This window comes from Pseudarthrobacter humi, assembly GCF_024294965.1.
GTDB lineage: Bacteria > Actinomycetota > Actinomycetes > Actinomycetales > Micrococcaceae > Arthrobacter > Arthrobacter humi.
Genome location: NZ_JANCLV010000002.1, coordinates 203,057 through 216,633, shown reverse-complemented (window position 1 = coordinate 216,633; position 13,577 = coordinate 203,057). Strand labels below are relative to the sequence as shown.

Annotated in this window: 6 protein-coding genes; all 6 read left to right on the top strand. The window is 66.3% G+C overall.

The window, feature by feature from the left end; translation table 11 throughout:
• Positions 1-121: 121 nt before the first annotated feature.
• The 6 genes from NFC73_RS04010 (at position 122) to NFC73_RS03985 (ending at position 13,576) form a co-directional block, all read left to right on the top strand.
• Positions 122-6,247: an Ig-like domain-containing protein gene (locus NFC73_RS04010; RefSeq protein ID WP_254747801.1), complete on the top strand. Its 6,126-nt coding sequence runs from the start codon at positions 122-124 to the stop codon at positions 6,245-6,247.
• A gap of 64 nt (positions 6,248-6,311) precedes the next feature.
• Positions 6,312-7,283, top strand: a complete 972-nt coding sequence (locus NFC73_RS04005) for an AAA family ATPase (protein WP_254747799.1) — start codon at positions 6,312-6,314, stop codon at positions 7,281-7,283.
• A 53-nt stretch (positions 7,284-7,336) separates the two neighbouring features.
• A complete protein-coding gene (locus NFC73_RS04000; protein WP_254747797.1) occupies positions 7,337-8,668 on the top strand; it encodes a DUF58 domain-containing protein in 1,332 nt (443 codons plus the stop codon).
• The gene (locus NFC73_RS03995; RefSeq protein WP_254747795.1) at positions 8,665-11,268 is read left to right on the top strand and encodes a transglutaminaseTgpA domain-containing protein; all 2,604 of its coding nucleotides are present in this window, start codon (positions 8,665-8,667) and stop codon (positions 11,266-11,268) included. Before NFC73_RS04000 ends, NFC73_RS03995 begins: the two co-directional genes overlap by 4 nt.
• Positions 11,265-12,677 carry an RDD family protein gene (locus NFC73_RS03990; RefSeq protein ID WP_254747792.1) on the top strand — a complete coding sequence of 471 codons (1,413 nt, stop codon included), beginning with the start codon at positions 11,265-11,267 and terminating at the stop codon, positions 12,675-12,677. The genes NFC73_RS03995 and NFC73_RS03990 overlap by 4 nt, the downstream gene beginning before the upstream one ends.
• A complete protein-coding gene (locus tag NFC73_RS03985; RefSeq protein ID WP_254747790.1) occupies positions 12,674-13,576 on the top strand; it encodes a PP2C family protein-serine/threonine phosphatase in 903 nt (300 codons plus the stop codon). Before NFC73_RS03990 ends, NFC73_RS03985 begins: the two co-directional genes overlap by 4 nt.
• The last annotated feature ends 1 nt before the right edge of the window (position 13,577 follow it).

The window sequence follows — 13,577 nt, the reverse complement described above, 5'->3', positions numbered from 1 at the left end:
GCTCCCCATCGCGGCAACCGCCATGCTTCGGTAGGCTGACGCGGGGAACAGAGAGCCCGGTATCGGGTCTTTGGAGGGGCCGCACTGGGGGCCGCGACACAATTGAGGGATTAGTAACGCTGTGACATCACTGCTGGGGAAGTCCGGTCTCAAGAAGCGCCACAACAAGATCGTCACGGGTTCGGCCTTTGCCGCGGCCGGCGCCGTGTTGGTCGCCGGTGCGATCATCTATCCGGGGTTCAAGACCACCGAGGTGGAGTTGAACGACGGCGGCGTGTGGGTGGTCTCCAAGTCCAAGAATGCCGTGGGTCGGCTGAATTATCCCTCGCGTGTGCTGGATGGTGCGGTGACGCCGGCGAGTACCACTTTCGATATTCTCCAGAACGCCGGGGATGTGTTTGTCGATGATGCGACGGGTTCGACGTTGAACCAGGTCTCTCCTGCGAACATGCGACTCGGCGGGGACAAACAGCTGCCGGGCTCGGCCGACGTGAGCTTCGGTGCCAGCGTGATCTCAGTGACGGACGCCGCATCGGGGAAGGTCTGGGCGGTGTCGCCGTCCACGGTAAATGGTTTTGACCAGGAAGCCTCCGAACCGGTGATGGTTGGCTCCGAAGGCCTGGTCTCCGCGGTCGGTACCGATGACCGGATCTACAGCGCCGATCCCAAGTCGGGCGCGGTGACTGTCACGCAGGTGGACGCGAACGGCGAAGTGGTGTCCACCGCTTCCAGTACCTGGGGTGAGCTTAAGGGAGCAGGGGACCTGCAGATCACGGTGGTGGGGGACAAGCCGGTGGTGCTGGATGCTGCTGCAGGGAAGCTGTTCCTGCCGGGCGGTAAGCGTCTGCAGTTGGAGAATGCGCGGGACGCGAAGCTGCAGCAGGGCGGTCCGGCGAGTGATTTTGTGGCGGTTTCGACGCAGAAGGCGTTGTTGAAGCAGCCGCTGGACGGGTCCACGGCGAAGACTGTCACCTTTGATGGCGAGGGTGTGCCGGCGGCTCCGGTGCAGTTGGCCGGTTGTGTGCATGCTGCCTGGTCCGGGGCGAACAAGTATGTCCGGGACTGTGTCAATGATGCTGATGATAAGAACGTTGACGTGCCCAAGGCGAGTGCGTCGCCGTCGTACGTTTTCCGGGTGAACCGGGACCTGGTGGTCCTGAACGATGTGAATTCGGGGAATGTGTGGCTGGTGAACCAGAACATGCAGCTCGTGAACAACTGGGACGACGTTGTTCCTCCGAAGAACGAATCCGATGAGCAGGACCAGGAATCGGCGGACAACAACACCATCAACGTCCTGCCGGACCGCACCAAACCGAACCGGCCGCCGGAAACCAAACCGGACACCCTGGGTGTTCGTCCCGGGCGGACCACCATCCTCAGCGTCCTGGACAACGATTCCGATCCTGACGGCGACGTCCTGACCGCCGCCGTCGGCGATTCCGGGCCCAAAGCCGGAACGCTGGAAAGCATCTACGGCGGCACCGCGTTCCAGATTTCCGTTCCCGCGGACGCCAGGCCCGGTGCCGAGACGTTCAGCTACAACGCCGCGGACGGCCGGGGACTCTCAGCCGGCGGACAGGTCACGCTCAACGTGGTGGGAGCCGATGAAAACAAGCCGCCCGCATTCAAGCGCGGCGGAGACTCCACCACCATGCTGGTGGAACAAGGCAAAACCGTCAGCCAGAACATCCTCACCGACTGGGTGGATCCCGACGGCGACGACCTCGTCCTCATGGACGCCAAGGCAGACAACGACCAGGACCAGGTCAAGGTCCGGCGTGACGGACTGCTCACCTTCCAGGACTCCGGAGCCACCGCCGGCAAGAAAAACGTGGAAGTCACCATCTGGGACGGCCGGGCAACGGTCACCGGAAAAGTCGTGGTGAACGTCCAGCCCCCGGGCGCCCTGGCGCCGGTGGTCAACGCCGATCACGTCACTGCCGTGGTGGGCCAGGACCTGGTTATCGCGCCCCTGAAAAACGACGTCGATCCCAACGGCGGCGCCCTCCGCCTCGCGCAGGTGGAGGCCAACGGTCCTGCCGAACTGGGCCCCGTCACCGACGGCGGTACCTTCACGTTCCGCAGCACCACTCCCGGTCCCGTCTACCTGACCTATATCGCCAGCAACGGCCCGCAGAGCAGCCAGGGCCTGATCCGGGTTGATGTGGAATCCGGCAAGGACGCCGGTGACCCCGTGGCCGTGCATGATGTTGCGCTGATGCCCACCGGAGGCAGCGTGCTGCTGGACCCGCTGGCCAATGACTCGGATCCTTCCGGCGGCGTGCTGGTGCTGCAGTCCGTGAAACTCCCGGACAACACCACGGCCTCGGTCAGCGTGATCGACCACAGCGTCCTGCGCATCACCGATGTGCTGGGCACCAAAGACCCGTTCCTTTTTGAGTACACCATGTCCAACGGCAGGAAATCAGCCACCGGCAGCGTCTCCGTGGTCCCCGTCCCGGCACCCGCCGTCGTCGAGGCCCCCCAGCCCAAACCCGACGAAGTGAACGTCAGGGTCAACGACGTCGTCACCATCCCGGTGCTGGACAACGACACGCACCCGCAGGGCCTGGAGCTGAGCGTGGACCCCGTCCTCCCGCAGCCCGTGGATGAACTGGACGGCAAGAGCTTCGTCTCGGAAAACACCCTCCGCTTCATCGCCGGCCCGCAGCCCAAGACGGTGCGCGCCATCTACAACGCGGTGGACCCGCAGGGGCAGAAGAGCGCTGCCGCCGTCACCATCCACATCCTTCCGCTGGAGGGGGCCGAGAATTCGAGGCCCCAGCCTCAGAATCTCACCGCGCGTGTGGTTGCCGCCGGAACAGTGCGCATTCCCGTCCCGCTGGACGGCATCGATCCCGACGGCGACTCCGTTCAGCTGACGGGTATCGACAGCACCCCGGCCATGGGAACCGCCACCGTGGGCAGCAACTTCATCGACTTCACCGCTGCCGGCGACGGCGCCGGGACTGATACGTTCCGCTACAAGGTGGTGGACCGCCAGGGCGCCGTCAACACCGGAACCGTGACGGTGGGCATCGCCCCCCGTGGCGAAACGAACCAGAACCCCACCCCCGTGGATGACGAAGTGAAGGTCCGGCCGGGACGGCAGATCGCCGTCGACGCCACCGGCAACGACACCGATCCCGACGGCGACATCATCCGTATCCTCACGGACGGTATCGAGGCTGACGACGCCCTCCAGGCTACCGTCAGCAAGACCAGCGGCCGCATCATCCTGACCGCTCCCGGCGCTGCCGGGACGGTCAACGTCCGGTACACCATCGCCGACGACCGCGATGCCACCGCCCAGGCCACTATCCGCGTGGTGGTGGACAACGAGGTTCCGCTGAAGGCACCCATTGCCCGCGACGACCGGGTCACCTCGGCCCAGGCGATGGGCAAGACTGCCGTGGACGTGCCGGTCCTCAAGAACGATGAAGACCCCGACGGCGTCGGCGAGAACCTCAAGCTCAGCACCGAGTCCCTCACCGCACGCCCGGGGCCTGACGGCACCATGCTCGTGGACCTGACCGAACAGCCGCAGCTGATCCCGTACACCGTCGAAGACGTCGACGGCCAGAAGTCCACGGCCATCATCTGGGCGCCAGGGCTGGGCCAGCAGGTTCCCACGCTGGCCAAGGACGAGGTTATCGAGGTCATCGCCGGACAATCCGTGAACGTTGACCTGAAGGAATGGGTCAAGGTCCGGGAAGGCCGCTCACCGCGGTTGACGCAGACTGACCGGATCAAGCTCATCGGTTCGGACGGCGGCAACCCCGTTTCCGGTGACGGAACGGCGCTGAAGTACACCGCCGGCGTCGATTACGTTGGTCCGGGCTCATTGAGCTTTGAGGTCACCGACGGGACCGGGCCGGATGATCCTGCGGGGCTGAAATCCACCCTGAGCATCCGGACCAAGGTGCTGCCTGACCCCAACCGCAACAACCCGCCGGAACTCCTGGGTGCGAACGTTGACGTGCCGAAGGGGGAGTCTGCGGACCTGGACCTGAGCCGGTTGACCTCTGACCCGGACAGGGATGACCTGGACAACATGAAGTACGAACTGGTGGGTGGCAGCCCGGCCAGCTTTAATGCCCGGATGGACGGCAAGATCCTCAAGACATCCGTGGACGGAGCCACTGCCACCGGCACCGCCGGTGCGGTCCAGGTGAAGGCCAAGGACTCGCGCGGGCTGGAGGCAACAGCCACCTACCAGTTGGTTGTCATTGCCTCCAACCGGCCCAAACCGGTGGCAAACGACGACCTGGAGCCGAACGCGGCCGCCGGGAAGCCGGTCATCGTGAAGGTCCTGGCCAATGACGCGAACCCTTTCCCCGAAACCGCCTTGAAGATTATTTCCGCATCAACCGAAACGGGCCAGGGCGGCGCAACCGTGTCCGGCGACGCGGTGACTGTGACGCCGTCCTCCGGTTTCACCGGGACCATGGTGGTTGCCTACACCGTGGCAGACAAGACGGGAGACGATTCCCGCAACGCGACGGCGCGAATCCGGCTTACCGTCAAGGACAAGCCCCTGGCACCGACAACCCCGCAGGCTCAGAGCGTTGGCGACAAGACTGCCCTGCTGAACTGGTCTGCCCCGGCAGACCGCGGTGCGCCTATTACCAAGTACACGGTCTACGGCGAATCGGGCTTCAGGCAGGACTGTCCGGCGAACACCTGCACGTTGACCGGGCTGGTCAACAACACGAAGTACCACTTCGAGGTCACAGCCACGAACGAGTTCGGCGAATCTGAACGCTCCCCGGCCTCCGCCGAGGTCCGCCCGGACGTCAAGCCGGACACGCCGCTGGCGCCCACCCTGAAGTTCGGTGACAAGCAGCTTTCCGTGAACTGGGTGGCACCGGCCAGCAAGGGATCACCCGTCAAGACCTACGATCTGGAAATCTCGCCGGCCCCGCCAGGACAGAACGCCCAGATCCAGAACCTGGCAGCGGTGAGCTATGTCTGGAAGGGACTCCAGAACGGCGTCTCCTACAAGGTCCGCGTCCTGGCCCGCAATGATGCCAAGGATCCATCCGAGTGGAGCCCGTATTCTGCAGCCGAAGTCCCCGCGGGCGTCCCTGCCACCCCGGCCGCCCCGACGGCGACCCAGGCGGGCCAGGTGGGATCCACAAGCCAGCTGAAGGTCAGCTGGACGGCGCCGAACAACAACGGCGACGCCGTCTCCTCCTACACCCTGACCACCCTGCAGGGCGGGGCGGTGGTTGCCACCCAACCGGTAGCGTCAGGCACCACGCAGAACGTCACCGTGGACAACTCCGAGAGTAACTACACCTTCACCGTTTCGGCCACCAACAAGGCCGGCACCAGCGCCACCAGCAACCCGTCGGCCCAGATCCGGGCGGCCGGCAAGCCAGGCCAGGTAAGCAGCGGAACCGTGGCTGACACCGGTACCAGCGGCCAGCTTCGCGTGACGTTTACGCCGCTGACCCAGGCCCAGCGGAACGGTTCGACGGACACCGAAATCCAGTACACGTACAACGCCGACGGCAAGTCAGGAAGCATCCAGGCCGGCGGCGGAACCATCGGTGGCCTCACTGACGGCCGGGACATTACGGTCACCATTATCGCGACGTCCACCAAGAACAACGTGTCCGGGGACGCCAAAGCGATCGGTACCGGCAACCCCTACGGTCCGCCGAATGCACCCAGTGTGGACGGCAGGACCTCGGCCAAGGGCGATGGCCAGGTGCACTGGACCTGGAACAACCCCAACACGAACGGCCGCCCCCTCAACCGCTATGAAGTAAGCATGGACGGTGGCGGCTGGCAGAACGTGGGCCAGGCCAACAGCTTCGCGGCCGGCGCTGGAGGCTGGAGCAAGAGCCATAACCTGCGTGTCCGTGCCGTGACTGTGGTGGACGGTGCTATTGGCGGACCTGCCACCTCCACGTCCGGGGCCGATCCCACCCCGCCGCCCGCACCCACGAAGGTCCGCGTCAAGCCTGCAACCAACAACAGCTGCCCGGGCAAGCCGGGGGTTCCGGACCGATACAGCAACGTGGGCGGGGACGCGCGCTGCGGTTCCAGCGATGCGAACTGGGTGTCCACGTCGGACGGCTGGATCGACAGCCCCTGCTGGATGAACATCTACGGTTCACCGGAATCGGACCCGGGGTACTACAAGTGGTACCGCATGGACGGCGGCCCCCACGCGGGCTGGTACGTCAAGCTCGCCACCATCGATATCAGCGGCCCTGACGTCGGCCGGTGCTGACGGTCCACACATCCCGTCCGCTCCAGCCTCAACAGACCAGCACCACAAGAAAAGGATTCACTTCATGACCATGACCACCGAGCAGGCCGAATGGTTTGCAGGCACTTTCGACAAGCTCGTTGCCAACGTGGGACAGGCGGTGCTCGGCAAGGACCACGTCATCCGGCTCACCTTCACCGCGATGCTGGCCGAGGGCCATGTGCTGTTCGAGGACGCCCCCGGCACCGGCAAAACCATGCTGGCCCGGGCGATGGCCGCCACTGTCCAGGGGTCCAACAACCGCATCCAGTTCACCCCCGACCTCCTGCCCTCGGATGTCACAGGGGTGACCATCTATGACCAGAAGACGCAGAAGTTCGAGTTCCACAAAGGACCGATCTTCAACAACATCGTCCTGGCGGATGAGATCAACCGTGCTTCGCCCAAGACCCAGTCGGCACTGCTGGAGGTCATGGAGGAATCCCGGGTCACCGTGGACGGCGTCACCTACGAGGCAGGCCGGCCGTTTATGGTGATGGCCACCCAAAACCCGATCGAACAGGCCGGCACGTACCGCCTGCCGGAGGCGCAGCTGGACCGCTTCCTGATCAAGACCTCCATCGGCTATCCGGACCACGCCTCCACGGTCCAGCTGCTCGGCGGCTCGAACCTGAAGGACCGCTCCAAGGAGATCTCCGCCGTTATCACCACGCAGGCCGTGGCGGACATGGCTGACCTCGCCGCCACAGTGCACGTGGACACGGCGGTCCTCGAATACATTTCCCGGCTCTGCGAAGAGACCCGCAACGCGCCCGAGACCCGGCTGGGCGTTTCCGTCCGTGGCGCCATCGCCATGGTCCGCGCCGCGAAGGTCTGGGCCGCGGGCCAGGGACGGAACTTCGTCCTGCCTGACGACATCAAGGAACTGGCCGCCGTGGTGTGGACGCACCGGTTTGTGATGGACCCGGAAGCTGAGTTCTCCGGCGCCACCCCCGACGCCGTCCTGGCCCGGGTCTTGTCCGACATCGCGGCGCCGCAGCAGCGCGCCGCCGTCTGACGCTCCGGCGGAGCTCCAGACCACCACTGACCAGCGCGAACAAAGGCACCTTTATGTCCAGCAGCACTCCGTTGACCCGGCTTGCTGAACGCCTCCGGCAACCCTTCCGCCGGGACGGCAGGCCCACCAGGCTGCATCCCTCGTCCGTCTGGGCCGAGGCCACCAGCACCGCCGCCCTCGCACTCACGCCGGCGCGGGAGAGGGTCCGTGGCCTGTGGCTGGGCTACGTGTGGCCTGTCCTCTCGGTGGTCAGTGTCCTGGGCTGGTCCGTCCTGGCGGCCTCCATCCTGCTGTGGACTGCCGGCCAGGCCTTCGGCTGGCAGGAGGCCAAGGCGGCGGCCATCGCGGCGTTTATCCTTTTCCTGATCGCCATCGGGTTCATCCTGGGCCGGTCATCCTACGGCGTGATCCTGGACCTCGCCCGGACCCGTGTGGCCGTCGGGGACAGCGCGGTAGGAAGCATCGCCGTCTCCAACACCTCGGCAAGGCCCCTGTTGCCCGCCGCCCTGGAACTGCCGGTGGGCAACGCCACCGCTGTCTTCCACCTGCCCCGGATGAAGCCCGCGCAGGTGCACGAGGACCTTTTCACCATCCCAACCGCCCGCCGCGCCGTCATCGTGGTAGGACCTGTCCGCTCGGTCCGGGCCGACCCCCTGCACCTCCTCCGCCGGCAGGTGCTGTGGACGGAACCGGAGGACCTGTTTGTCCACCCGAAGACGGTTGCCCTGGCCGGTTCCGCCGCCGGGTTCATCCGCGACCTTGAGGGCATGCCCACCACTGACCTGTCCAGTGCGGACGTGTCCTTCCATGCCCTGCGTGACTACGTCCCGGGTGATGACCGGCGGCACATCCACTGGAAGACCACCGCACGGACCAACAAGCTGATGGTGCGCCAGTTCGAGGAGACCCGGCGCGCCCACCTGGCCATCTCGCTGTCGATCAACACGGACGAGTACGCCTCGGAGCAGGAATTCGAAATGGCCATCTCAGCGGCCGCCTCGATCGGCCGGCAGGCCATCCGCGAGCAGCGCGAGCTGGACGTCCTGACGCAAAAGGGGCCGCTGCGCTGTGAAACCGGGCGGAACATGCTGGATGACATGACACGGATCGCCGGGGCACCCATGCGCCGGACCGCCGTCGACCTCGCCCGGACACTGGCCGACACCGTCCCCAACGCGTCAGTGGTCTTTTTTGTGGTGGGCAGCAACGTGACACCCTCCCAGCTCCGATCGGCCGCGGCCTCCGTGCCGCTCGGCGTCAGGAGCCTGGCCGTGCGCCTCCACATCGGGGCTGCACCGGGCCGCGCCAACATCGCAGACCTGACAGTGCTGACCCTCGGCGACCTCGCTGACCTCGCCATCGTCCTGAGAAAGGCGGCCGCATGAGCTCCGCCCCGGGCCTCCGGCCACGCCTGCAGCAGCAGCAGTACGAATCATCGTTCGCCGACGGCCAGCCACTCTGGCATTTTGTGCTCGACGCCGGCGCACTCACCGTCCTGCTGGGGTTGGGCCTGCTGGGCTTCAGCCTCAGCTTCGGCGGAGACCCCTACTACTTGGTCTCGGGCTGCGGCGGCATCCTCCTGGGCCTCGGCATCGCCGCCGCCACCGCGCACCTGCGCCTGGGCCTGCTGATAACCACCGCTCTCGCACTGGGCGCGTACCTGGTGTTCGGCACGCTCCTCGCGGTCCCGGACGCAGCGATTGCCGGTTTTGTTCCCAGCATTGACTCCTTGCGGACGCTGCTCCTGGGAGTTGTTTTCGCCTGGAAGGACATGCTCACGGTGGGAGTTCCGGTAGGGTCTGCCGGCGGCGTCCTGATCGTCCCGTTCCTGAGTTCGCTGCTCGCCGCCCTGGTTGCCGGCGTCCTCACCTGGCGGCTGAAAACCCCGTACTGGCCACTGCTTCCCGTGCTGGTGCTCTTCGTCACGGGCATTGCCTTCAGCACCAACGCTGCCTTCCTCACCGTGGAGCGCGGCATCGGGCTCACCGTCATGGCGATTGCCTGGGCCACCTTCCGCCGTGACGCGCTGCGGCGCAGCGACACGCGAAAAGTCTCAGTCAACCGTCCGCAGACCGATGCGGCCACAGCCCAGCGGGCCAAGCTCCGCCGGCTGGGCACGGCCGCTGCCGTGATCGCCGCTAGCGTCGCCATTACCGCGGTGGCGGCGCCCCTGGTCACCGCCAGCGGTGACCGCAAGGTCCTGCGCAACGTGGTGGTCCCGCCGTTTGATCCCAAGGACTACGTCACGCCCCTGGCAAGCTTCCGGACGTTCGTCAAGGACAAGAAGGACGACACCCTGTTTGTGGTCAAAGGACTGCCCCGGGACGGCCGTGTCCGGCTGGGGGCCCTGGATGCCTTTAACGGCACCAACTACAACATGGATCCCAACGGCTCCGGCAGCTTCAGCAAGGTGGGCGACACCGAGTCCATCAACACGCTGGCCGACACATCGGGCATCGTCCCCTCGAATGACTACTCCATCGACATCACCATCGAGGATTACCAGGGCTACTTTGTCCCGGGAGGCCGGAAGACCACCGGTCTGAGCTTTGACCAGAGTGCCTCCGCCGCAGCGTCGGGCCTGTATTTCAACGCGGGCACAGACACTGCCGTGACCACGCAGGGCCTGTCCAATGGCGATTCCTACAGCGTCCAGGTGTCCGATCCCGTGAAGCTCGAACACGGTCAGTTGACGCAGTACGACTTCGCGAAGATTACGCTGCCGGACGCCGTCGAGGTCCCGCCGGTGGTGGGGTCACAGGCCAACGACCTCTCGGCCGATGCGCCCACCGCGATTGACCGGGTCCGCCAGATCGAGGCGCATTTCCAAAAGACGGGCGCCTTCAGCAACGGCCTCGTCGCTGACGGCCAGCTGCCCAGCGTTTCCGGCCACAGCTCGTCGCGGATCAGGAACCTGCTGACCGCCAAGCAGATGCTCGGCGACGACGAGCAGTACGCCGTGTCCATGTCGCTGATGCTCCGCCACCTGGGCATCCCGTCACGCGTGGTCATGGGTTTCTATCCCGAGCCGACCAGCCCCGAGAACGGCGCCGGCGAGGTAAAGGTCACGGGCAAGGACGTCCACGCCTGGGTTGAGGTGGCCTTCGACCGGGTGGGCTGGGTCAGTTTCGACCCCACGCCGCCCAAGGACAACGTCCCCATCCCGCCGGACCCCGAAAACAAGTCCAAACCCAAGCCCCAGGTGCTGCAGCCGCCGCCCCCGCCGCAGGAACCGGCCGACCTGCCGCCGGATTCCTCGCCGGACGCCCTTGACGCCGACGAGAAGAAAAACAATCCGTGGCTCTTCTGGGGTGCCCTGCTCGGGGCCCTGGGCATTGCCCTGATCCCGCTGTCGATCCTTGCCCTGCCGCTGCTGCTGATTGCGCTCCTTAAATCACGACGCCGGAAGGCCCGCCTCACGGAGGGGCACCCGGCCCAGCGTGTGGGCGGCGGCTGGAACGAGGTGGTGAGCCTCGCCACTGATTTGGGCGCCGGCATCGACAGCCGTGCAACCCGGCGCGAAAGCGCAGTGGTGCTTGCCGACTCGTTCCCGGCCACCGGGCAGACCACCACCATGCTGGCGCACCGTGCGGACGCCTCCATCTTCGGCGTTGGCCAGCCCAGCGAGGAGGAGGTCCGGGAATACTGGACCATCGTGGACGGCTCGCTGAGGGAGATGACCGGGACGTTGGGGTTCTGGCGCCGCCAGCAGGCCCGCTTCTCGCCCCGGTCGCTGCTGGCTGATGGACGCAACGCCCTCAAGCTTCGTGGCGCTAGGCTCGGGCTGGGCCCGCTGGTGCGGCCGTCCGGCCAGGGTTCCCCCGGATGGCGGCCCGCCACCGGTAGGGTGGGGACCGGCCCGGACGCTGCCGGAACCCCGAATCCGGCAGCTCAGGACAGCGGATCCGGGACGGCGGCGGCTTCCGAGCCTGATGAGTCCACCGTTCTGCGGAACCCTGGCAGGAAGAACCCCACTGAATCATGATGGACGAGGCCGAGCGCTGCGAGCAGTGCCAGCAACTGATCCGGCGCGGCGCCACGTTCTGTCCGGCGTGCGGTGCTCCGCTGCCCAACAGGGCGGCACGCAGCGGACGCAACGTGGACCATGCACAGCGGGCCATGATGGAGCGTGCGGCGGCGCACGCCAGCCAGAATCCCGGTACTATCCCGGTAGTACAAACGGCTCCAGGGGGAGGAACGGGAATGGCAGCCAATCTTGAGCTTGTTCCGGCCACGGCGGGGAAACGGCTCGGCGCAGCAGTGCTCGACTGGCTGGCTCCCGTTGCGGTCCTGGTGGTGACTTTCGCCATCGGGTTCGCGGGAATCACCCGCACCCAAAGCGGCGGCTTCATCATCTATGACACCGGTTCGCTGGTCCTGTTCGGCAGCATCGGCCTGGGACTGACACTGGTCTACCTGGCGGTCCTGGTGGGCATGGAAGCCCGCTCCGGGAAGACCCTCGGCAACCACGTCATGGGCATCCGCAGCGCTGACAAGGATGGCTACGCCCCCGGCGCCGGGGGAGTGTTCCTGCGCGGCCTCATCACCGGCGCGGGGATCATCCTGACGCTCCTGGCCGCCGTTGCCATCGTCATTTTCAAATGGTTCGATGTGGCCGTCTTCGTCCTCGGCCCGTTGCTTTTTGTCAGTGCGGTGTGGGCCGTGCTGGTGGTGGTTTCCAACACCTGGGACCGCAACGGCAGGCTCCGCGGATGGCACGATACTGCGGCCAAAACACTGGTGTTCGACGTCAACGACGGCCGGAACCCCGTCACCTCCGGCGGCATCCAGGGCCCGTACAGTTTCGCGCCCCTGGACCTCCCGCCTGTCCAGCCGGTTGCGTCGCCCGTGGCCGGGGCCGCAAAGCCGCCCCTGGTTGTGAACCCGTACACTCCGCCGCCGGAAGCAGCCCCACCGTCAGTCGCGCCGCCGTCGTCCGCTCCTTTTCAGCCGCATGTCCCGTACGCGGCCCCTGCCGTTCCCGCGCCGGGCGCCCAGTTCCATCCGGATGACGACCTCGACCGCACGCAGATGCGCGGCGGGGCAGCGTATGCGGCGCCCGTCGCCGTGCTGCGGATAAAGCTCGACGACGGCCGGGACTTCCAGCTCGACCGCAACGTCCTGTTGGGCAGGAACCCGCTTGGCCAGGCGGGGGAGCAGCAGGCCCAGCTCCTGGCGGTCAGTGATCCCGGCCGCTCGATCTCCAAGACGCACCTCCACCTGCTGACCGACGGTGCCGGCATTTGGGTGACGGACCGGAACTCCACCAACGGCAGCGCCGTCTCTACACCGGACGGACGGCGCACCCCACTGCAGCCGGGCGTGCCCGCTTTTGTCAGCCCGGGATCCACTGTCCACTTTGGTGACCGCTCCTTCCACCTAGGACAGGCATGAACTCACAGCCCGCCAGTGACCCAGCTGACGCAGACCACGGAACCGGCCTCAGCCTGAGTTACGGCTACGGAACGGACCGCGGGCTGCGCCGGGAATTGAACGAGGATTCCTTCATCGCCTCCGACCCCGTCTTCGCCGTGGCAGACGGCATGGGCGGACACGAAGCCGGCGAGATTGCCAGCGGTATGTGCGTCCGCGCCCTGGCTGCCATGCCACAGCTGGCCACCGGGGAGCGCAGCGTCACGGCTGCAGTGCTCCAGCAATACCTCCTCCGCGCCGACAGTTCCATCCGGGAGGTGACCGGTGCCCGCGCCGGGACCACACTCACCGGAGCCGTTGTGGTGGAACAGATGGGAATGCCGTACTGGCTGGTCATGAACATCGGGGATTCCCGCACGTACCGGCTGAGCCAAGGGCACTTCGAGCAGGTCAGCGTGGACCATTCGGAGGTCCAGGAACTCGTGGATGCCGGTGAAATCACGCCTGAGCAGGCCACCGTCCATCCCCGCCGCCACGTGGTCACGAGGGCACTGGGTACCGGGGACGAGACCGAGGCTGACTACTGGCTCCTGCCCGTTGAAGAAGGGGACCGGATCATGGTCTGCTCAGACGGGCTCAACGCCGAGCTGACGGATGAGCACATGTTCCGGATCCTGAGCACCGTGGGCCACCCGCAGGACGCCGTGGATGCCCTGATCCAGGCGGCGCTCCGCAACGGCGGAAGGGACAACGTCACCGTCATTGTGGTGGACGCCAGGAACGTGATGAACGACGGCGGCATCGCCACCACTGCGCCCCGCCCCGCCGCTGATGCGGCAGAGGAGGTCACGCTTCCCCGGGGACAGATCGTTGACGCCAGCCGGCCGGCCGGCCAGGACGACGGAAGAGGGGAACACTGAC

Excerpts from the sequence above, each read along its gene's own strand:
- NFC73_RS03990 (WP_254747792.1), top strand. The coding sequence starts at position 11,265 with ATGATGGACGAGGCCGAGCGCTGCGAGCAGTGCCAGCAACTGATCCGG.
- NFC73_RS03995 (WP_254747795.1), top strand. The coding sequence starts at position 8,665 with ATGAGCTCCGCCCCGGGCCTCCGGCCACGCCTGCAGCAGCAGCAGTAC.
- NFC73_RS04000 (WP_254747797.1), top strand. The coding sequence starts at position 7,337 with ATGTCCAGCAGCACTCCGTTGACCCGGCTTGCTGAACGCCTCCGGCAA.
- NFC73_RS04005 (WP_254747799.1), top strand. The coding sequence starts at position 6,312 with ATGACCATGACCACCGAGCAGGCCGAATGGTTTGCAGGCACTTTCGAC.
- NFC73_RS03985 (WP_254747790.1), top strand. The coding sequence starts at position 12,674 with ATGAACTCACAGCCCGCCAGTGACCCAGCTGACGCAGACCACGGAACC.